At 37.3% G+C, this 22,152-nt stretch carries 13 protein-coding genes and 1 tRNA gene; 3 read left to right on the top strand and 11 right to left on the bottom strand.

The window, feature by feature from the left end; translation table 11 throughout:
• Positions 1 to 266 precede the first annotated feature (266 nt).
• Complete coding sequence (locus LB076_RS07215) at positions 267 to 467, top strand: hypothetical protein (protein ID WP_066336605.1); 201 nt, start codon at positions 267 to 269, stop codon at positions 465 to 467.
• 33 nt (positions 468 to 500) lie between these two features.
• On the opposite strand, the gene LB076_RS07210 is transcribed toward LB076_RS07215, so the two are convergent.
• From LB076_RS07210 to LB076_RS07170, 9 genes are all read right to left on the bottom strand, one after another.
• Positions 501 to 914: a hypothetical protein gene (locus LB076_RS07210; protein ID WP_066336607.1), complete on the bottom strand. Its 414-nt coding sequence runs from the start codon at positions 912 to 914 to the stop codon at positions 501 to 503.
• A gap of 11 nt (positions 915 to 925) precedes the next feature.
• On the bottom strand, positions 926 to 2,821 hold the full coding sequence (locus LB076_RS07205) for an RHS repeat domain-containing protein (protein WP_066336609.1): 1,896 nt from the start codon (positions 2,819 to 2,821) through the stop codon (positions 926 to 928).
• A gap of 314 nt (positions 2,822 to 3,135) precedes the next feature.
• Positions 3,136 to 3,585 (bottom strand): hypothetical protein, encoded by a 450-nt coding sequence (locus LB076_RS07200; RefSeq protein WP_066336611.1) that lies wholly within the window; start codon positions 3,583 to 3,585, stop codon positions 3,136 to 3,138.
• A gap of 3 nt (positions 3,586 to 3,588) precedes the next feature.
• Positions 3,589 to 4,164: a hypothetical protein gene (locus LB076_RS07195; protein ID WP_066336614.1), complete on the bottom strand. Its 576-nt coding sequence runs from the start codon at positions 4,162 to 4,164 to the stop codon at positions 3,589 to 3,591.
• The gene (locus tag LB076_RS07190; protein ID WP_486599209.1) at positions 4,161 to 5,114 is read right to left on the bottom strand and encodes an RHS repeat domain-containing protein; all 954 of its coding nucleotides are present in this window, start codon (positions 5,112 to 5,114) and stop codon (positions 4,161 to 4,163) included. The genes LB076_RS07195 and LB076_RS07190 overlap by 4 nt, the downstream gene beginning before the upstream one ends.
• An 870-nt stretch (positions 5,115 to 5,984) precedes the next feature.
• Positions 5,985 to 15,782: a SpvB/TcaC N-terminal domain-containing protein gene (locus LB076_RS07185; protein WP_070786764.1), complete on the bottom strand. Its 9,798-nt coding sequence runs from the start codon at positions 15,780 to 15,782 to the stop codon at positions 5,985 to 5,987.
• A 146-nt stretch (positions 15,783 to 15,928) separates the two neighbouring features.
• Positions 15,929 to 17,893 (bottom strand): T9SS type A sorting domain-containing protein, encoded by a 1,965-nt coding sequence (locus LB076_RS07180; protein ID WP_066336556.1) that lies wholly within the window; start codon positions 17,891 to 17,893, stop codon positions 15,929 to 15,931.
• A gap of 30 nt (positions 17,894 to 17,923) precedes the next feature.
• Positions 17,924 to 18,655, bottom strand: coding sequence for an outer membrane beta-barrel protein (locus LB076_RS07175; RefSeq protein ID WP_066336561.1), 732 nt, complete (start codon positions 18,653 to 18,655; stop codon positions 17,924 to 17,926).
• A 14-nt stretch (positions 18,656 to 18,669) separates the two neighbouring features.
• On the bottom strand, positions 18,670 to 19,371 hold the full coding sequence (locus LB076_RS07170; RefSeq protein ID WP_066336554.1) for an outer membrane beta-barrel protein: 702 nt from the start codon (positions 19,369 to 19,371) through the stop codon (positions 18,670 to 18,672).
• 444 nt (positions 19,372 to 19,815) lie between these two features.
• On the opposite strand from LB076_RS07170, the gene LB076_RS07165 reads away from it, so the two are divergent.
• A complete protein-coding gene (locus LB076_RS07165; protein WP_070786763.1) occupies positions 19,816 to 20,181 on the top strand; it encodes an ISAon1 family transposase N-terminal region protein in 366 nt (121 codons plus the stop codon).
• Complete coding sequence (locus LB076_RS07160) at positions 20,162 to 21,145, top strand: ISAon1 family transposase (protein WP_070786762.1); 984 nt, start codon at positions 20,162 to 20,164, stop codon at positions 21,143 to 21,145. Before LB076_RS07165 ends, LB076_RS07160 begins: the two co-directional genes overlap by 20 nt.
• Before the next feature lie 121 nt (positions 21,146 to 21,266).
• On the opposite strand, the gene LB076_RS07155 is transcribed toward LB076_RS07160, so the two are convergent.
• Both LB076_RS07155 and bshB1 read right to left on the bottom strand, forming a co-directional pair.
• Positions 21,267 to 21,342: transfer RNA gene (locus LB076_RS07155), tRNA-His, on the bottom strand.
• A 74-nt stretch (positions 21,343 to 21,416) separates the two neighbouring features.
• Positions 21,417 to 22,133, bottom strand: a complete 717-nt coding sequence (gene bshB1 / locus LB076_RS07150; protein ID WP_066334792.1) for a bacillithiol biosynthesis deacetylase BshB1 — start codon at positions 22,131 to 22,133, stop codon at positions 21,417 to 21,419.
• Between the last annotated feature and the right edge of the window lie 19 nt (positions 22,134 to 22,152).

Raw genomic sequence — 22,152 nt, 5'->3', positions numbered from 1 at the left:
CTGCGCTATCGTTGTCGACATATCCAAGCGGTCGGGTAAAACGATTATAAATACAACAAAAAACCGAGCAAATTGCTCGGTTTTTTTATACTCATTTCTCTTTGTTTACTTGCTTAACTTTGTGGGCACAGATTGCAAATCTGCGCTAGCGTTGTCGACATATCCGAGCGATCGGGTTTGCAAATCTGCGCTAGCGTTGTCGACATATCCGAGCGATCGGGATTGCAAATCTGCGCTAACGGTGTCGACATATCCGAGCGATCGGGATGACTATTGACCAAATTATACATTATGAGGGCGATATACCAACAGAAGTAAAAATTGAGAACAAAGCTTCTAATGAAAAAATTCAAATGATAGAGCAACTCGAAGAAGAAGACAAACAAGCGATTTATCGTATTATTGATGGGATGCTGACAAAATCTAAATTCAAAGATTTTTTTAATAAGAATGTAGCAATATTATAGCAATAAAAAAGCCCCTCGCGGGGCTTTTTGCTGTTAGTATATTTCCTTAAAATGCTTCAAGCATAATCGAAGTTCTTTTGCTTCTTTTAATAATTTTCTTTCTAATTCACTTTTCGCATTATATTTGGTAAAATATTCAGCATTTAAATTAATCTCCTCTTTACTCAACTTTGCAATTACTAATCTATTAAGTTGTTTTAAGTGTAGTGTTTTTGTTTTATCGTCATAGTTTGGCATTTCCCCATTTTGCAACATAAAAACTGTAACTAATAAATAATCTTCTATATTTTCATAAGAGATTGATATAATCCTTGAATTATCTTTATACTGTATATCGTAAAACGCATTACCCCTTACTTTTTCTTCTAATAATTTGAAATCAAACTCTGTTATTAAAAACCTAAAATAATCATTTACGTTTTTTATATACTCGATACTATCTATCATATTGATTTATATTAAGGGTGAAGTAGTTTGTAATTTTTCATCATATTTTGCTCCATCTGATAAAAGATACTTGGATTAGCTCTTGTTACATCACGCCCAATATCTAAAATAGTTCCTCCACTTCGCATTTCATTTAATATCCATTGTCTATTATATTGCATCATTTGACTTGTTACTTGGTCTGCAGTACCTGTGAATTTAGGCATAGTATTAAGGATTTTTGAACCTGGTATTTTTGATGCAACTGCTTCAACTCTTGCCATCCCTTCGCCTATAACCGTCACTCCCTCGTTAGCCATTGCTTTTTCAGCACTTCCAATAACAACCTCGCTACCAACTTTATATTTATTAGCTGCTCCTAATGTAAATAAATCAAGAACTCCTACACCAAAATCCGCTGCGGCTCCAGCATAGTTGCCTTCTCCCATTTTATCGCTACTGTTAATAGTTGCTCCTAAAACTGGAGTTGCTAATAAAAATTGCTTAAAAAAACTTGGATCATCATTAATAGGTCCAGCCGTAACAGTTGTCTTAGTTTTAGTAGCACTGTTATTAGAACTAGAACCACCAAACCAATTTTTTACAGTCTCTACTGCTCTTCCAGCCCAACTCTTTTTCGGTGGATCACTTCCTACACTTTCTTCACCCATCCCAGTAGGATCAATAAGGTTTATTGGGTTTTGGCTAACATAAATATAAGGCGAGTTATTATAAAACTTCTCCGCCAACGGATCCACATTCAACCACAAACTCGTCTTCATATCCAAATACCTCGCCCCATAATAGCTAAGATTGGTTTCTCTGTCGAGTTCCTTTCCATTAAAAAGATATGGCGAAGAAAACGAGCTAGAATGCTCCTCAAACAAAACCTCCCCGAAGGCTATGTATTCCACATGCTGGCTTATGCTACCATTGCCGCTGCTAATATACGAAGTACTCCCCAAATGATCCGGATGAAAGTAAAAAATATCCTTTTCTGGCAAACCAATACCCGTAAATCCTTCGCCTGCCCTAACGGTACTGGGTTTTACAGGATCTCCAAATTGTACCGGAGGCCCTGGAACATCGCCCGGAGCGTTAAAAACAGGATTTCTAGGCCAGCCCTCGGGAGGTTCTTGATTTTCTTCTACTGCTTTAAGAGTATCACTCGGGTACGGGTCGCCTGTAAACTCTGGTGTGGCATAAATCCCTTGTTGTGTAGGCGGCCCTGGAGGCACACCCAAAGTGCGTACATAATTATCCAAAGCCATTTGTTGTTCGGCAGTACGCTGGGTATAATTGACCCCACCGGCGGTAATACCCAAGGGTTGCGCAAAAGCGCCGTTGCCTAATTTGCTGACAATGCGGCAGGCTCCTTCAAAATAATGCTTAGTAAACTTCCCTTTGCTTATCACAAAATACGGACTCACATAGCCCGTGTAATCGTTCGTATGTACTATGGTTGCTGCTGTTTGTCCGTTAACGGCTACGTTTTGAGAATCTCCTGAGCTTTTAATCACACGCTCGCCGCCTGCATCATAGGTATATTGGTGCATTCTTCCGGTATCGTTGATGCCCATTAGACGGTTTTCTTCGTCCCAACTCATTTTTCTGAAACTTTGTTGCTCCGTGTAACTTGTTGGATTGCCATTGCCATCGTATACATAATTTCGGATCCCTCCAGTGGTGGCTTGTGTCACTTCGTTGATAGAAGATGGCGCATTAGGATGCTGCTCGTTATCGTAATTATAATCCAAAACATAGCCTTTCTGCTCGTTGTTTACGGTGTGTACCAAGTTTTTATTGGTAATGTTGTGCAGGTGGTTATAGCCCATATTCAGCTCATAACTCGCCTTAGTAAACTCGCCTTGATACACCGCCTTAGCAGTTTTTAATCTATAAAAAGAATCGTATTCGTATTGGTGCATCGAGGTTCCCCCCAAGGTATTGTTTACTACAGGAGCTGTGTTGTTTAGTAGCTACTTCCAGCTATCCGCTATATCTTTTTGTTTTTAAAGAAAAAACAAAAAGGATGCCGCTACTATCTGGGCTAGGGCAATCGTTTTCAAAACGAACCTTTTTTTAACAAGAATTATTGATCCTAATAATCCCTATAAAACACAAAAACCAAGCAAATTTGCTTGGTTTTTTATTACTTTAAATTCTGTTTGTGGCTCAACTTTGTAGGCACAGAATAAAATTCTGCGCTAGCGTTGTCGACATATCCGAGCGGTCGGGTAGTTTATTTCTCTAAGTCTAAATTAAAAAGTTTTGCAGATTGTTCAATCTCTTCGTCTATTACGCCATCTATTTTTAACGAAAATAAGACCCATTTATCATTTGGTCTATATAATTTAAAAATGAAGCGAATTGGCTGTCTATCATATTTAAGCAAATAAGAGTATAACACAAATGTATTAGACAATTGTTTTTTTGTAATCAATTCACTACCATAATATTCTCCCATATAATCAATGGTATATTTACCAACTTCGTTTTTCATATCTTCAATACCATCTTTTAGTCTAGAAGTCCAGATGCTTGTTTGATAAATTTTCTCTACTGCCTTTGCTGGATTCTTAGAGTATTGAGTGAAAAAACTTTTTATCATTTCATCGGGTAAATCCTGAGAATATGATGTTTTACTAATTAAAACTATTATAATTATAAATATCTTTTTTGTTAATTTCATTTCTTATTTTATTTCATCAATTTTATTAATATATCTTTTCATTAAATCATAATCACTTTTAATTAAATTCCTTAAAATTAATTTATAATGTGGATCTAAAGTGTTTTTAGGTGTTATTTCAAGTGTTAATTCTTCATTTATGTAGTTACTGAGTGAATGTATATAAAACATTCCAAAATCAGCCTCATTTTTTTTCTTAATATAAAAAGGACCTTCATATATTCTTAGAAAATTACTAAAATACATATAAATTACTCCTTCATTAAAGAAAAAACGCACGAATGATATTTGATTATTTCTATCTATAAAACCACTAGTTTTATAAAATCTAACTCTAATATTTTTTGTATTAGGTAATAAATTTACATCATTAACATCTTTAGGATTTGGTAGTTTTATAGCTGCCCAATATCCTAAAAAAGGTAAAGAAAAAAGAAGGATTGTTTTTAAAATATCAATTAAGTCTTTATTATTTTTAATTCCCCATGAATCCAGTGAACCTAAAATAAATACTAAAAAAAACACACCTAAAATACAACATAAGGCTAATCTATTAGCTTGCTTGGATAACTTTATCATTTATTGAATGTTTTAATTACTTTTTCTGTAATTTTTACTATTGGTATTTCAGCAATAACTCCCAGCTTTGCACCAATTTCCAGTCCTAACATTTCAGAACCTTTAATAACCAAATTACCTTTTTTATTATCAAAATAGATTCCAAAATTCGCTGCTGCTCCCACGCATTCAACGCATCCTCCCTGTGTAGTTCCCATTTTAATTCCAAATATAGTTACTCCAGAACTAACTTCTCCTTTAGCTGCACCTGCTTCCGCTCCTCCTCCAAAATTAAAACCATATTTCCCTCCTTCACCTGTTAAAATGCCATTTTCGGATGATGCTTCTGCATAAAGAACCGAAACTTCAGCATTGTAATAAATATTATTATCTTCTGTACCTAATCTATTCTTAGTTTCAGCACCAATACCTCGTACCTTTGCAGAAACAGATTTTGAATATTTACCAGAAAGATTTTTTCCTTCAACATTAAATAGTTTGATATTTGCCTTACTTGAATAATTCTTTTTTTCCTTATTGTAGCCTATTGTTACTCCTGCAAAACCTGTAGCATCACCATTTACATAATCGCCATGTCTCCTATAAAAATCAGATTGTTTAGCTAAATCATAAGTTTTCTTCTTACTAGGAGGATCAATATTATCCTCCGATTCCATGCCAGTTGGGTCTGTATATCGCATTGGATTATTCATAGCATATACGGAAGCTCCGTAGTTTGGATATTTCTCCGCCAACGGATCCACATTCAACCACAAACTAACCTTAGCATCATAATACCTAGCCCCATAATAGCTCAAATTCGTCTCCCTGTCCAACTCCTTCCCATTAAACAAATACGGACTAGAAAAACTAGAGCTATGCTCTTCGAATAAAACCTCTCCAAAAGCTATGTATTCCACATGCTGGCTTATGCTACCATTGCCGCTGCTAATATACGAAGTACTCCCCAAATGATCCGGATGAAAATAAAAAATATCCTTTTCTGGCAAACCAATACCCGTAAATCCTTCGCCTGCCCTAACGGTACTGGGTTTTACAGGATCCCCAAATTGTACCGGAGGCCCTGGAACATCGCCCGGAGCGTTAAAAACAGGATTTCTAGGCCAACCCTCGGGAGGTTCTTGGTTTTCTTCTACTGCTTTAAGAGTATCACTCGGGTACGGATTGCCTGTAAACTCGGGTGTGGCATAAATCCCTTGTTGCTGCTGTTTGTGCGTTAACGGCTACGTTTTGAGAATCTCCAGAGCTTTTAATCACACGCACGACTAGCTTTTTTTTAAAGAAGCTACTTCCAGTTATCCGCTATATCTTTTTGTTTTTAAAGAAAAAACAAAAAGGATGCCGCTACTATCTGGGCTAGGGCAATCGTTTTCAAAACGAACCTTTTTTTAACAACCACTATAAAACACAAAACCAAGCAAATTTGCTTGGTTTTTTATTACTTTAAATTCTGTTTTTGGCTCAAATTTGTGGACACGAGCTAGAGCCATCGCGCTAGCCGTTAAACTTATTTCTGCTCGAGCCAGGCGATAAAATTTTATGTTGTAATACAATCATATCTGTATAATAAATAAAAATTTATAATTAACAAAAGGAAATTAATACTAGTTAAAAATATCAATTTATGTTTATTTTTATCGTTAGTATTCCAAAGGATTAATAGTATAATAAATTGGAAAACAGTTAATGGAATTAAGAATAAAACAAATGTAGCAAATCCTGAAATAAAATTTCCTTTAGGTATGATATTGATTAAATACATTGGAATTATATTCAAAAGCAAACACAAGCATGAAAACCATTTTAAATATTTTTTCATATTAATTAACTCCTTCAGTTTTTAATTTATCTGCAGCTTCTCCAATTTTTTTATCAGCTTCTTTTCCGGGTCTTGCTAAATCAAAATGCGGGTGTGCATCTCCTTGTGTACCTGCTTCATAAATTCCCTGTAAATACTCCCAATTAGTTTTAGGATTACTAAAATTATCCCCTTTTATGTCAATTCTTTGTATTCCTCCAATTTTACCTGCATCTTTATATTCATTTAATGTTTTCATTAAATCAGAGTCGTCAGGAATAGGGCTTGCTATTAAACTAAGGTTATCTATATTAAAACCTTTATCGGCTAAGGCAATTGCTACGTGGGCTTGTAAAACACTACCATAACTATAACCAGTTAGATTTAATTGTTCTCCTTCAGGCAGCGGGTTATTAGTAAGGTCTTTAATGATACCTTTTACGGCTTTGTCAATCATTTTAGAAGTAATTTTTGTATCTGTTCCTTTAATTTTACTGTAATGTCTATAAGTATCAGCAAACATCATATCTCCTGTTTTTCCATGACTAACATTCATTAATTTAACATTTTTTATTCCTTTAGCCTCCCATATCTTTTTAAATCTCTTTTTATAGTTCCAACCTTGACTAGCTGGATCATTACCAGCTCCTGCAACGAAATAAACACGACGACCATCAGGATCTACAGCATTTAATGGATTATTTACACAATATACATAAGAACCAATATCTGCATATTCTTCTGCAGCTGGATCCACACTCAACCACAAACTCGTCTTCATGTCCAAATACCTCGCCCCATAATAGCTCAAATTCGTTTCTCGGTCGAGTTCCTTTCCGTTAAACAAATACGGACTAGAAAAACTAGAGCTATGCTCCTCAAATAAAACCTCTCCAAAGGCTATGTATTCCACATGCTGGCTTATGCTACCATTGCCGCTGCTAATATACGAAGTACTCCCTAAATGATCGGGATGAAAATAAAAAATATCTTTTTCTGGCAAACCAATACCCGTAAATCCTTCGCCTGCCCTAACGGTACTGGGTTTTACAGGATCCCCAAATTGCACCGGAGGCCCTGGAACATCGCCCGGAGCGTTAAAAACAGGATTTCTAGGCCAGCCCTCGGGAGGTTCTTGGTTTTCTTCTACTGCTTTAAGAGCATCACTCGGGTACGGGTCGCCTGTAAACTCGGGTGTGGCATAAATCCCTTGTTGTGTCGGTGGCCCTGGAGGCACACCCAAAGTACGGACGTAAGCATCCAAAGCCATTTGTTGTTCGGCAGTACGCTGGGTATAATTGACCCCACCGGCGGTAATACCCAAGGGTTGCGCAAAAGCGCCGTTGCCTAATTTGCTGACAATGCGGCCAGCTCCTTCAAAATAATGCTTAGTAAACTTCCCTTTGCTTATCACAAAATACGGACTCACATAGCCCGTGTAATCGTCCGTATGTACTATGGTTGCTGCTGTTTGTCCGTTAACGGCTACGTTTTGAGAATCTCCAGAACTTTTAATCACACGCTCGCCTGCTGCATCATAGGTATATTGGTGCATTCTTCCGGTATCGTTGATGCCCATTAGACGGTTTTCTTCGTCCCAACTCATTTTTCTGAAACTTTGTTGCTCCGTGTAACTTGTTGGATTGCCATTGCCGTCGTATACATAATTTCGGATCCCTCCAGTGGTAGCTTGTGTCACTTCGTTGATAGAAGATGGCGCATTAGGATGCTGTTCATTATCGTAATTATAATCCAAAACATAGCCTTTCTGCTCGTTGTTTACAGTGTGTACCAAGTTTTTATTGGTAATGTTGTGCAGGTGGTTATAGCCCATATTCAGCTCATAACTCGCCTTAGTAAACTCGCCTTGATACACCGCCTTGGCAGTTTTTAATCTATAAAAAGAATCGTATTCGTATTGGTGCGTCGAGGTTCCCCCCAAGGTATTGTTTACTACAGGAGCCGTGTTTTTTATGCCTAATACATTGCCTACCAAATCATAGCTGTAACTGTTATTCATGATTTGACGTCCTAAATTTGAGTTTACTTGCAACTGTTGCAAACGGCGCATGGTAGGGTCATAATTATAATGGGTTTCGGTGTTGTTTCCGTATTTTAAATACTTGCGTTGCTCAAATGCATCATACGCCAATTGTTGGATGTAATCATAGGTATGACTTTCCTTTTTCCCTTGCATGCTATGCAAGTTTCCAGCTCGGTTATAGGTATAATCCACCACTTCGCCGTCGGGATAGGTCATTTTTTGGATGCGATTCCAGGTATCGTATTCAAACTCCGAAATATAGGTTTGTATGTCTGTTGGCGTGATGCGCAACGTTCTAATTTCTTTCTCTACTTCGCCTAGCTTTCCATAAAAAAACTCTTGACCACCACTAGCATCTTGCACAAACCACAATCGGCCTCGGCGCGAAGCAGTTCCATCGGCTTTACCATAATTGTACTGTACGTTGTTCTGTGGGTTTTTGGGATATTTTATGGTTTCTAATCGGTTGTAGTTGTACTCGTATTTGATAGCACCTCCATTAGGCACGGTGTTTTTGATGTCTTGTGTAACACGTTTGGTTAGGTTTCCTGCCAAATCATATTCCATTGTCGTTGTACCTGCATCGGGATGCGAAAATTCAGTGCGTCTGCCCAGCCAGTCGTAAGTGCTTTTGGTAACATGATCCATCGCATCGGTTACTTGTATGGTTTCGCCTAAGGCATTGATACTAAATTTGGTTACCAAATTGTTTTGGATGCTCGCCAAGTTGCTTCCTTTTACATCCGTTTGGGATTGTACGGTGTTGTTTAATGCATCGGTTTGGGTGGTTAGCATAGTGGGTACGCCATTGTATTGGTCTATCTGGAAACCCGTAGTGTTGGTGCTTCCGTCAGGCAAGGTAACTTTTATGGCGCGGCCTACTTCGTCGTATTCGGTTGTGGTAGGCGTAACATTCGAAATTGCTGTACTAAAATTAGCATCCACGGTAGTGGTAGTGGTTGGGTAGTAACTAATAATTGGTCTGCCTAATCCGTCATAAAGCACTTTTCCGGAGACAATTTGCGCTTCCTGATCGGGGCTACCTGCAGCGGTGAATAAACTTGCTGTTTTTTTGACTTGCAACGCTCTGCCTAGACCATCAGTATAGGTGTAGGTTTCAATGTCTTTGTCTAGCTCGGGATCGTAATTTCGGGTTTTGGCATAAGGTACTTTGGCTGTCGGATAATATTCGTAGGCAATGGTGTACGGCTTGCCACTGGCAATTTCGTACGGCCCACGTATAGTGGCGGGGCGGCCTGCGGCATCGATGGTATATAGTGTGCTTTGGTCGTTTCTGTCGGTGGTTTTTAGCGGACTACCAAAACGGTAGTCGTATTCCATTTTATTTTGGTACCCAAAGGCATCTTTTATAGTGGTTATAAATTGATGGTTTTCGGTATCATAACTGTATTCCAAAGTCATGCGCTGGTCTTTGTAGTTGGCAGGACCTGTAATTTTTTGCAGGTTGCCGTAACTATCATAACCAATATCGGTAAGGGCAATTTTATCGGCAGCGCTATAATTTTTTATTTGTGTAACCTCAGCTGTAGTCGGATTGATTGTGGTGGCTCTCTTGCGTCGCAAACCATCTACTGTAAATACTTCCAATTGTTTTGGAATTCCTCCAAAATAAGGCGAAGCACTTTCGTAATAGCTAATTTTTGCGGTTACTTTATCATCCGCTGCGCCGTTTCCTAAATCTTCGTATTGCGTGATGTTTCCCTTGGCATCATAAGTGTTGAAAGTATTGGTTTCTAAATACTCACTCCCACCCTCATACATTTTTTGATTGGTATGAATCAAGCCTACAAATATGCGTTTGGCATCACATAATGCTGTGTTTAGCTCTGCTACCGGAATACTTGTTTGTGTGACCACGTCTACAAAACTATACTCGTTTATAGATTCTTGACGCATTTTGCTGTCTTTATCTAAGGTGTAACTACGTTTCAATAGGTTTTTACGAAAGTAATCCTGGTTGTAAAACTCTTGCACCGTAGTGGCAAAAACCGAATTGTCTGCAGCATCTATTTGCTGTTGGGTTATTTTTTCAAATCCATAAAAATCTCTTTCGCGGCGGTCATAAAACCCATTTTCGTATTTAAATTTTGCTATCGAGTGGTCTATTCCGTCTCCTTGGTGTCCATCATTTACATCCACCGATTGCAATACCCATTTGGCATTTGGGTTTTGGTAGGTTGGTTTTAGTAACTCATAATCTATTACATAACTGTTGCCCGCAGCATTGGTAACGCTTTTTAGCTTGTTGGTTCTTTTGATGTTAGAAAGCCTTACAATCAATTTGTCTTCGTCTGTAGAAAGAACATAATCCAGGTTTCCATCTCCATCCATGTCTATAAAAGTGGCTTCGGTTCGGGAGGTAGATGTACCAACTGAGGCTCCAAAACTAGGTACAATTTTCAGGAGTACAACAGTGATCGGAATAGAAAAACCTACGTTACCCCCGTAACTAGAAGCCGTATTTCGTGTCATTGATTCATAGCGAGGATATTTTATGGCTGGTGCAAATGAATTTCCTAAATTCAGTTCTATCGAAACGTCCGTATCATTATAGCTAATTTTATCACCCAATCCATCCGAATTAATATCTATAAAAGAATTCGAGTTATCAGAAGTAGTATGCGAATAGTTTAATCCACCAGAGAAGGAACCATTATAAATACTATACCCAGCATTAGCTGCGATATCTACAGATTTTCCTTTATTAATAACGTTCATGTTAGACCAAGGTTCGGCAGGTAGAAAACCATAACCAGAGTTTAGAGCTACCATCTCATTGTCCTGAATTTTATCTGCCAAACCATCTCCATTAATGTCCGAATATATATGTGTCGAATGATCGTTTGAGAAACCTATATTGCCACCTAAACTAACCGTACCTCCTACTTTTCCGGCAGCGGCACCAGCATCTGATTTTGCACTATTGTATTTTACTCCATTTTTGCTAATATCTATACTCGCCGAACTTTGCGGGCCTCCATGGCTATAACTCCCAGACGCACTACCTCCTAAACTAGTCGTTTTGGAATGACTAAAATTACCTACATTTTGTAGCAGATTATCTATCCCTCCAACTGGAGTGGTAAATTGCACATTTCCATCTCTAATATAATCTGGATATCGATCTCCGTTCATATCACTCATAGTTTGCACAACGTAAGAATCTCCTTTTGATGCAGATAAACCGCCACTTATTGCCCCTGCTCCTATTTTACTGCCACCTCCAGCGCCAATACTACGACTCTTACTTTCGGAAATCATATCCAAAGCTTCGGTCTCACCTCCTGTTATGGATATTATAGGAGAAGAAAAATCAGTATAAGCAGCAAAATCATCCTCGCCCAAACGAGTTGTACTGACAATATCTCTCTGAATAAAAGCCGTTTCCTCACCTCCATATAGAATTGTACCAGAATAACTGGCAGTCATAGGAATGAAATACTGTTTGCTGGTATCGAATTCAGTTGGCATTGCATCTGGATCCAAAGTGGACGTATCCGGAAAATTATTTGCGTCAATGGCATTGTTATTATTAAACTTGAGCTGTGTTTGATCTATTAAATTGCCTGCAAGATTTCCGTTTATAGCAAAGCGACCCCAGTTTTTATATAGCAAACTAAAGTTTGTTTCTGTTTCATTTAAATCCGAAAAAATGGAAAAATTATCCGTTTTAGCTCCCCATGGAAATGGGTAATTTGGTTCATCTTTATCCGTGTTTTCAATATAACAAACAACTTTCAGTAGTCCATTTGGGTAGGATTTAATAAGATTGTTTAGTTTTACATCACTCACATAAATTTCCAAATCTATTGGAAACCCTTTTTGAGTTGTAGCATAATTATACGAAAGGTCAAAAGGAGAGGTTGTATTGCTCAAAACACCATTTTGAACAGCATACGTTTTACGAGCAACCAACAAACCGTTTTGTTTTGCTGTTATCACGACATTTCCATCATAAAGGAAACTATTAACAGAAGAGTCCAAAGTGTAATCTAATGGATCTACAAACATATTCAATTTTCCTGTCAAGGTTGGAATCAAACCATTTAGTACATAATTGCCATCAATTTTAGAATAGAAACTATGCCCAATATCTACTTTCTTGATATTATCTGTAACAAGTGTTCCGGTACTTGCAGGTAACGAAAGCGTAGCATTAAAAGACAGATCTTTTACAGCAATATTTGTTTTGGAACTTAAAGTAGTGGTAACAAAAGCATTGGATTCAGGAATATTAAAGCTAAGTGTTCCCATATCAAAATTGACAATTTCTGAAGCCAAAAATTGGTGTTCATATAAAACTGTTTCAACCACCGAAGGAGTAATTACTTTTTTAGTAATTTTTAAAGTAACATGATCTGAAGTTACTGGTTTTTTAAAACTCCCACCAAATTGTACCATCCCTGGACTTGGGACTAAAATTGGATTGGCTTGACTCACAAAAAAATCAGCAGCAGCATCAAATTCTTTAAGCGAAATACCATTTGCATCCTTTTTATTTGCAACAAGTGGTACACGCGAGACAGAACCTATATTTTTATTTTCAACTTCAGTGTAGCTTATTTTGGGGTTCCAACTTATTTTGTCATAATTACCATCTTTTATAGAACTGACCCTAAAATACAAACGTTCTCCTTTTGTAACTTCAAGAGTTTGTTCCGGTTTGTTTTTTATTGCATAATCTGTTCCTGAAATCACTTCGTCCCAAATTAGACTATTGTTTTTTTGAAAATACAAATGCACACCATCTGCTTTATCCAAACCATCCCTTGTTTTATACTCCAGCCTTTCTTGCGAAGTATCTTCTAATAATTGATACCATTGATTGATTACGATTTTTCCTGTTGCAGGTGCTTGCCATACACGAACTACATCATGCAAAGGATTTTTATCCAGCAATTGATTTAGTTCGGCAGTTCGATCTGGTACTGTTAGTGTTAAGGTTCCGTTTCCAGAAACAGGAGATGGTGTATTTATACTCGAGCTTAAAAAAGTTGGAATACCATTCACTATACGATTGTATTGTACTTTTCCTCCAGATACAAAATCAGGTAGACCATCCCCATTAAAATCCATAAAATAACTAGTGGATCTATTGGTTGAACGCTGTTCATCATACCCAATATTTGCAGAGGCCACTCCGTTGCCAATAGTGGCATCTACACCCCAGCTAAAGGATTTAGTTTTATTGACTCCTAAGTCATTAATACCACTTATAACCATTGGTTTATCAAAACTAAAAGGAACGGTAGCCATTAGATTTTTGCAATAATACACCACCTTATCTTTTAAAAATATTTTATCCGGGTAACCATCCCCATCTAAATCTTGTAGCATAACGAAAGTCTCCGATTTTCCCCAATTGTTTCCTCCGTGAGCTCCAATGGTGTTGTATTTATATCTGTCGCTAAGAGGACCAACACCTATTCTATAGTTAATTCCTTTAGATTTTGCAGTTGTACTTCCTACAAGGGTATGGTTGCTTTCAAACGCTTTTATCCCCGTAAATCCTTGTTTAATGTTATTGTTTGGCACTGTCCAAAGTTGCTCTTCCTCAAAAGGGGTATAGACGCCACTTGCATTGCGAACATCATCAAAATAATCTAAAGTATTGGTATAAAACAAGTTGCCATTAGCGTCTAGCTGCGAAACTGATTTTAATAGGGTTTTCTTGAAGGCTCCTTCTTTATAGTTCAATTCGTAACTGCGTACCATTTCGTTTTTATAGCGGACTTCTATTTTTCGTAGCAATTGATTGTTCCATTGTTTGAATCCTAATCTTGCCGATACTTGTGTATCCTGGCGGTTGGGTTCTCCTAAATCACTGTTTTTGACAAATGTTACAGAATAATTTCCTTTTTGTGTGCCAAATCCGGTATAATATACTTTTTTAAGATAGAGTTCACCGTCTTTTTTGTCGTATTCATAGGTAACCTTATTTCCTTTCAAATCTACTTGCATACTCAATGCCCAATGTCCAACATTGCCAGAGGCATCTTGCAAAATACTGTTGTCTGCCAATCCTGCTGTGGTACCGCCATAATAACTGGCTACACCGCTTTTGTCTCTAACGATCCAATAATAATTTTTGGGCGAAGATCCTTTACGAATAATTTGCTGAAAAGCACCTTCGCGTCTTGGATAAAACTGTTTGTCTGCGGTTCTACTTACCCAGGTTGCACGGTGTGTATTGGGTAGCAACGCTTCGCCTGCAATAGAATAGGATTCTGTTTCCTGATTTACATCGTATCTTGGTGCTCCCCAGCGTGTTTCAATGCTTACTGCTGGCGCAGATATATCCCAACCCATTCCTGCCCAACTATAGCCACCATCACTATCGTATTGTAGGTTTAGTGCTGGTTGCATGCCTGCTCTTCCTTTAGGCAATTCTAGGGCAAAACCAGTACTGGCAGTCCCTCTTCCATTTGCTGTTGGTGGCGCAATGGATTGCATGCCTACCAACGGACTTGCTGCTTTGAGGTCTTTGATGCTTGTTGGGGTATAACCAGAGGTTTCTGGAGATTCTGGCATCTTTATAATTCCGGCAATAAAGTCGGTAAAATGCGTGGTTTTGGCTACAATTATTCCTTTCTGAATATCCAATGAGTCTTTGGTGGTTTCTTGCCAAAGACGTTTGTTCTCGTCAAAATAAAACACCTTAATGTCTTTTGGGGTATACCCCTGAGGAATATTTTTGGTATCATACGGCAAATACAAGCGTACGGCTTTTTCAAATTGGGTGCCATGAGGCAACAATCTAAAACCTGCTTGGGATGCCGTAACATTGACCATCGCCGAATTTAATGGTGCTACATCTATTTTTCGTAAACTACTTACCGATACCTTTAGGTTTGTTTTAAGTGCGCCTTCTGGAAAAACAGCTGTAAAATTTTTGTGAACAAGCGTATTGGTTGTTTTAAAATCAATAGTTTTAGATTTGCTTTCTTTGGCTTTTTCTAAGGATCTAAAAGAGGTTACTTGCAAAAAAGAACTCTCGTTTAGTATTTCTTGGGTGCGTACGCCCTTGGTGGTTTCTTTTATAACCAAAATGCCTTGGTCTGTACCTACATTTTTAGAATCTAACAGCAATTCAAATTCTGGCTGTTCTAAATTTACAGCCACACCGCCAATGGTCATTTTTTGTAAATCCGAAGAGGCTATAGTTCCTTTTATATACCGTTTAGTATCCCATTTTAATAGGGTGTATTTAGTAGCAACCGCTAGAGGTTTGTACACAATTCTAACCTTTTTAATTTTATACCCATTTGAAATTCCTGCTGGAGCAGTAAATAACAAAACGTTATCTCCTTGACGCAGTGCTTTTGGAGAAAGTAGTTCGGACTGGAGGCTCCAATTTTTGTTTGGGGTCAAAAATTGCCCTCCAATACTGGCTTGGTTGTTCAAACTCCTAGAGATGGATGCCGATAGTTTGTGTCCATATAATTCGTATTCCAAATACGCACTTTCGGTGGCGGTAGGAAGTGTTTTTATATCCAAATGAAAAACGTTGTCATAGGCGTCGTCTGTATCCAATAGATTTTGGTCTCCTATAAAACCTTCTTGGATATCGGCCTGAAATACTTTGGATTTGCTAGTTTCATTAGAAGAAATTCTTACAGGATCTACAGCTATTACTTTAGTATCTTTTTTTAAGAAATTAGACGACAAGGAGGCCATTATAATCTCTTTTTCAAAATTTACTGCAAATAAAAAAGAACTTACTAAAAGTACCAGAATTATAATTTTATTTTTCATATCCAAAACGTATCTATATAAAACCCAAAACAGCACTATCCTTGGGGCAATGGGCTTAAAGAACAAAACAACTCTTTAAGGTGGTTTTACTCTAAAGGCCTCTTAGCTGTATGGCAATACTTAATTATTATTTATTTAAAATCAAACTACTTGACTATTACTTTAAAATTTTTGGTGCCAAAATCCGAACGCACACTAACCAAATACATACCGGATGCTGCCGAAATCATCCCATCATAAACATAGTTTTCTATCTGTGAAAACTGTTTTTGCTGCACCAAACCGCCACTCAAGGTGTGTATAGTTAGGGTAACATCTGTTTTTTGTGCAAACTGCATGGCTAGTGTAAAACGCCCATCTGGGGTTGGATTGGGATACAACATCAGCACGTTAGCAACAGAGGCTTCTTTAGAATCAGTGGTTACTAGTATCTTTTGGGAGGTAGTGCACCCTTGACTGTTGCTTAATCTAAGTTCATAATCTCCTGCTTGATCTAGCAAAATTTTAGGTGTGTTATCGATAAAATCACCCTCGTAATACCATTGGTAGGCATACGTTGTTCCTTGCAAACCTTGGCTTGCATCCAAAATTATTGGTTTGCCATCTGTCAATTGGTAAGTTGCTTTTAGATTGGACAGGGTGCCTTGTTTGTCTGCTACAAAAATTGTTTCTGAGTATACGTTTGCTTTTGCATCCCGAACGATATAAGTATAGCTACCGGAAGATAGCAAGAGGTCTTGCGTATTTTTGGAATCTTGTTTCCATTGTTTTACAACGACATCACTGCCTTCTTTTTGGAGAGTTATTGTAAATGGCGCTTCGCCTCCTTGTATAGAATAATTTAATTTACCCGAATCTTTCACACCGCAATCCGCCTGTGTTATCCAAACACGGCTAAACATTTTTGGAGCTATCTTTATAGTAAATTTTGCTTTTCCTGTTTTTTGCTTATCCCAATCAAAATCGTGTAAGACTAATTTTTCTTTGCTTGAAGTACTTGCCAATTTTAGGTATTCCGAATCCTCTTCGGTATAGGTTCCTTTTCCGGAATAATCTATATACAACCAATAATACGTGTCTTTAGGAAAGTTGCCTTTTATAAAATTGGGGTTTAAAGACCAATCCAGACTAAGGTCTTTGGGGTTTGTAAAATCCAATTGCCATTGTCTTGCAATTCCGATAGGTTGTCCTTGCTCTTGTTTTTTGAGCTGCATGCTTTTTGCGTTGTCGCTCCAAAAAACAAAATATTGGTTGGGTATGGTGTTGCTTTTGCTTTTGAGCGTGAGGGTCAACAACCCTTCTTGGGCCATATTGCTGCTTTTGCTTTGCAACAAACCGCTGGCATCATCTCTGCCAAGTGCCGTAATTGAAGATGCAAACCCTTGGTGTTTTGCACTATCCCAAATAATATTGCCAGAACTATTGAGGTAGTTTTTGGTTTCAAACTGTGACAGCGAAATACCATATTTAATAGCTAGATAACTGGCTATTTTTTGGGATTCAAAACCAGACAAAACCCGGTTGTAAACTACAATTTCGCTTATATTGCCATCAAATTGTTGTGGCGGAAGGGATATAAACTTGGATTTTTGTCCAATAGAAAGTACTGCTGGCTTTGCAATACTGTCGGTTATATTTTGTTGAAAAAAATGAATATTGGCCTTATTTGGTTTTATTTTTTCGGAATACGATTGGTAGGTATATTTTTTTAGGTCCACCAAACGCTTATTTGTTGCCACCGAAAGGGTTCTCTGAGGCTGGTTTATGGTCCACAAGAATTGTTCTGTTAGGCTATCCTTTACTTTATAAACCAAAAACAAGGTTTGTTGTCTCTTAGCACTACTCCCAAGAGGTATGCTTAAAGAGTCTTGAGCGGCATTGAAATAAATACTAGGATTAAAATTAAAGGCGGCTCCTGGGTGTTGTTGGTCCGATATTGGTGTATGGTCTTTGGTCCGGCTGTCCCAATGGTAAGCGTCTGCTACGTTTTTAGAAGTAATCCAAAAATAAGGCGTCAAAACATTTCCTGGATATACTTTTTGTTGTGCAAAAAGCAGGTTTCCAGTTAGCATTATTAGTAAAACTACTGGTGCAAAAGTTTTAGTATTCATAATAGTAGCTGTTGTTAAGAATAGTATGGATTAAAAATTACCTAAATCATCAAAATTAAAGCTATAGCCTATTACCAAAGATATGCTGTTAATTTTATTAGCATTCTCCTTATAGCGATGCCCGTTTTCTTCGGTGGTTAATCCATCTGTAAGCCCCAGATTATACCTGGCTCCAATGGATAGATTGTTACTAAATTCGTAGCCTGTAGCAAAGGTTCCATAAAAAAAGTTCTTTGCCGTTAAGGACTCTTTTAAAACCTTTTCTACGGTAGCATCTGGCTCAAAATTAGCTTCAGAATTGCCAAAAACGACCGCACTATTGGAACTATAGTGTATATTATCGCTATTGAGACTAAAACCTACATAAGGGCCTAAACCGATATAAAACCCTTCGAAAGGATAAAATTTAAACTGTGCGCCAAAATTTAAATAACTATACCCAAAATTGGTTTTGTATATAAGTCCTTTGTTATCTTTATAATTTAAATCCGTCCCTTGGTTGGAATACAAAACTTCTGTTTGAACACTTACTTTGGCATAAGGGTATTTCCAATTAATCTTAAATCCAGCTGTAGTACCAAATTTACCTTTGGTATCCAAAGTATAGCCTTTAAAAACCCCTTTTGGCACAATTACATCCGGAAGATTAGACATGGTGGAATGTATTGCTCCTACAAAAAGGCCATAGGTAATCTCTCGGTCTCCTTGAGCAAAAATTGTTTTTGAGCTTATTAGAAGAAGAAGTAAAATAATTTTTTTCATTTTTTTTATAAAATTTACCATTGATGAAAACTATAGCCTACCGAAAAGCAAATAACAGTGCTTTTGTTTTGATTTTCGATAAATTGAAACGAAGCCGAATTGCTTTTTACCATATCTTTCACACCTAGATAATACCGTAAATCAAAATGGATGCTCTGGTGCAATTCATAACCTAAGGCAAAACAGGTAGAAAAATCATCCGTACCGTCTAAGCCGTCTTGATAAAATTGCCTGGTAGCAACATCATACATTCCTCCAAATTGATTAGAGGTATAGCTAATCGCATTAGGTGCAATATTGATTCCGTAAAAAGCGCCAAAACCTAAGTTTAAGCCTTCGTAAGGATATACTTTATACAAAGCACCTAGTTGTATATACGAATAATGAAACCCCAGATCAAACTCTTTTCCTACGGTATCTTGATAACTAACTTTGGCTCCAGATTGTCGGAATAAAATTTCTGGTTGTATGGCTACACGCGTATCGTGAAGTTTAAAATTTACAAAAAAACCACCTTCTATACCGTAAATTCCTTGGGTTTCCATAGTGCTATTATCCAACGAATTATCTCTACCCTTAATGTTTTCGGGTAGATTGCTGATACCAGAATACAAGCCCCCGAGTTTTAACCCATAAGTAATATTGGTTTGGTTTTGAGCATAAAACGAACTAGTAAAAAAAAAGGTATAAATAAATACGTATAACGTTACTTTCATGCGGTTTTTTTGGCGAATGTAACTATTAATAATTTAATTATAAATATATTTTTTACAAAAAAAACAAGAAAATTCACAATAAATTACCTCTTATTAACACAATCTCTTAAAACCCCATTAAAATCAGGGGTTGGCTTACGTATGCCAGCACTAAAAAAAATTGAAATATCTTAATAAATAATTTGCATTAATTATACAATGGTGTTTTGGAGTAAATGGCGTCTCCAATCTTGCCGCTAGTTCCAGTTTTGGGATTGATCTCAGGTTTTTGGATAATCCCCAACTTTTGCGCTTGATACACGAAAAGTAGATTTCTTCCTGTTTAAATTAACTAAATTATTTGCATAGTCCCCAACTTTTGCGCTTGATCCGATCCGGGATCAAGTCTAAAAGTTGTGGGGAAATATAAAAATTTAGATATTTGTATTTCCAAATCAGATACAAATGCAAGATTCTTTTGTCGACCTTCTCAAGTTGTTACTTCCTGAAATCATAGTAGACTACTTTGAACTGACTTCCTATAAAAAAGAGGAAGAGATACTTCATCTTTACTTAAAGGAGATTAATTCAATTCCTAAAGAACATCGACAATCAAAATTGAGCTCAAAAGGATTCTTTGATGAAATAACAGTTCAGGATTTCCCTATTCGTGGGCATCAGGTATATCTTCATATCACTCGAAGAAGATGGCTGAATGAAGATACTGGAAAAGTAGTTTTTAGAGATTGGAATTTAGTAGCAGACGGAACTCGGGTGACACAGGAGTTTGCGTCTTTTTTAAAAGAGATCCATAGATTCCAGCCCAAATGATTGCAATGCTATCGCCTCTTTCTATGGCGTTAGCGGTAAAAACCTACAACATCAATACAAAGATTTCTTAAGTGATTTCAAAATATGGGATCAAAAACTACACGCAAAACAATGGCTTATATTTCCAGAAAACATAGGCAAACGCTTATCAATTGACGAAACCTCCTTGTCCAATGGCGAACTCTATACTATTTTGACCAACAAAGCTGGAAAGGGAAAGAAAGGAACTATAGTGGCTATGATTGCAGGAACTAAAGCGGAAACAGTTATTAGTGTTATTGAAAAAATACCGCTTAAACTACGAAATTCTGTTACCGAAATAACTCTTGACATGGCGGCAAACATGGGATTGATTGCTAAAAAATGTTTCCCTAATACCACTCGTGTCACAGATAGATTCCATGTGCAAAAATTAGCGTTAGAGGCTTTACAAGAAATCAGGATCAAATACCGCTGGCAAGCCATTGACCAGGAAAATGAAGCCATCGAAAAAGCGAAGAAAAACAAGAAAAGGTTTGAGCCTGAAGTATTGACTAATGGAGATACTATTAAGCAGTTACTTGCTAGAAGTAGGTATTTCTTATACAAGAATAAATCAAAATGGACGGCGAATCAATTACAACGAGCATTATTGTTGTTTGATTTATATCCCGACATAAAAGAAGCTTACAATCTATCTCAAGGATTACGGAACATTTTTGAAAACACAACCGATAAAATCATTGGTTTTGCCAGACTAGCTAAATGGCATGAAAAAGTAAATCAATCAGGATTTAAGTCTTTCGGTACAATCTCAAGATCGATAATGAATCATTATCAAACCATATTAAACTATTTTGATAACAGAAGTACTAATGCTTCGGCTGAATCGTTCAATGCAAAAATAAAAGCATTTAAATCTCAGTTTAGAGGTGTTAGAAATGTAGAATTCTTTCTTTTTAGGCTAACTAATATTTATGCCTAATTCTTGTCGCTCCACAGGTTTTGGGATTGATCCGTTTTGGGATTGATCCCTAAACTACCTTATAGACCCAAAATTTAGGGCACAAAAAAAGCCTTGAATTTCTTCAAGGCTTTTACTTTCTGGGTGGGAGACGGGGCTCGAACCCGCGACCCTCGGTACCACAAACCGATGCTCTAACCAACTGAGCTACAACCACCATTTGCTTAGCGGTGGCAAAGATACAACTAAAGTTTACTTTTGCAAACTTTTTTTTAAAAAAAATACAACATTTTTACACCAAATCCCCTAAACTATTGACTGCCAAATACCTTTCGGTTGTAAATCCTTCGCCATGGTCTACCCCTACTAAGCGTCCTAGGTCTCTAGAACGATAGGTAAGGCTTTCCAAAAAGTTCTTGGAGCTAATTGGAGATTCTGGTTCTTTAGAATTTTTATCATAAAACTGAGATCCATAAGCAAGTATGGCTTGGATTTTTTGGTCTGTAAAACCCGTAATATCTACTACAAAATCGGGTTCTATATTTTTCCACTGAATATAATGGTACACCACCTTTGGGCGCCAAGCAGCTTGTTTTTGTCCTTCTAAAAAGGTTTCTATTTTTACCAATCCAGACAAAAAACAGGCATCCGAAACTAACTTACTCCCTTTGCCATGGTCTATGTGTCGGTCTTCTATGGCGTTACACAATACTATTTCGGGCTGGTATTTTCGGATTATTTTGACTATCTCTAACTGATGTTTTTCGTCATTCACAAAAAAACCATCTCGCATGTTTAGATTTTCTCGCACCGAAACTCCCAAAATCTGTGCTGCTGCATGGGCTTCTTGGTCTCTAATTTCGGCAGAACCTCTTGTTCCTAACTCACCGCGGGTCAAATCTATAATTCCTACTTTTTTACCTAAAGACATTTCTTTAAGCAAAGTTCCTGCACAACCCAATTCTACGTCATCTGGATGTGCTCCAAAGGCTACTATATCTAATTTCATCTTGTTTTATTTATCTCTT

Source organism: Flavobacterium crassostreae, assembly GCF_001831475.1.
Classification (GTDB): domain Bacteria; phylum Bacteroidota; class Bacteroidia; order Flavobacteriales; family Flavobacteriaceae; genus Flavobacterium; species Flavobacterium crassostreae.
The sequence above is the reverse complement of the archived record's forward strand: the minus strand, read 5'-3'. Positions and strand labels throughout refer to the sequence as shown.

Bases quoted from the DNA above. Each gene is read 5' to 3' on its own strand.
- bshB1 (WP_066334792.1), bottom strand. From the start codon at position 22,133: ATGAAATTAGATATAGTAGCCTTTGGAGCACATCCAGATGACGTAGAA.
- LB076_RS07205 (WP_066336609.1), bottom strand. From the start codon at position 2,821: ATGCACCAATACGAATACGATTCTTTTTATAGATTAAAAACTGCTAAG.
- LB076_RS07215 (WP_066336605.1), top strand. From the start codon at position 267: ATGACTATTGACCAAATTATACATTATGAGGGCGATATACCAACAGAA.
- LB076_RS07180 (WP_066336556.1), bottom strand. From the start codon at position 17,893: ATGAATACTAAAACTTTTGCACCAGTAGTTTTACTAATAATGCTAACT.
- LB076_RS07165 (WP_070786763.1), top strand. From the start codon at position 19,816: ATGCAAGATTCTTTTGTCGACCTTCTCAAGTTGTTACTTCCTGAAATC.
- LB076_RS07170 (WP_066336554.1), bottom strand. From the start codon at position 19,371: ATGAAAGTAACGTTATACGTATTTATTTATACCTTTTTTTTTACTAGT.
- LB076_RS07175 (WP_066336561.1), bottom strand. From the start codon at position 18,655: ATGAAAAAAATTATTTTACTTCTTCTTCTAATAAGCTCAAAAACAATT.
- LB076_RS07210 (WP_066336607.1), bottom strand. From the start codon at position 914: ATGATAGATAGTATCGAGTATATAAAAAACGTAAATGATTATTTTAGG.
- LB076_RS07195 (WP_066336614.1), bottom strand. From the start codon at position 4,164: ATGATAAAGTTATCCAAGCAAGCTAATAGATTAGCCTTATGTTGTATT.
- LB076_RS07200 (WP_066336611.1), bottom strand. From the start codon at position 3,585: ATGAAATTAACAAAAAAGATATTTATAATTATAATAGTTTTAATTAGT.
- LB076_RS07185 (WP_070786764.1), bottom strand. From the start codon at position 15,782: ATGAAAAATAAAATTATAATTCTGGTACTTTTAGTAAGTTCTTTTTTA.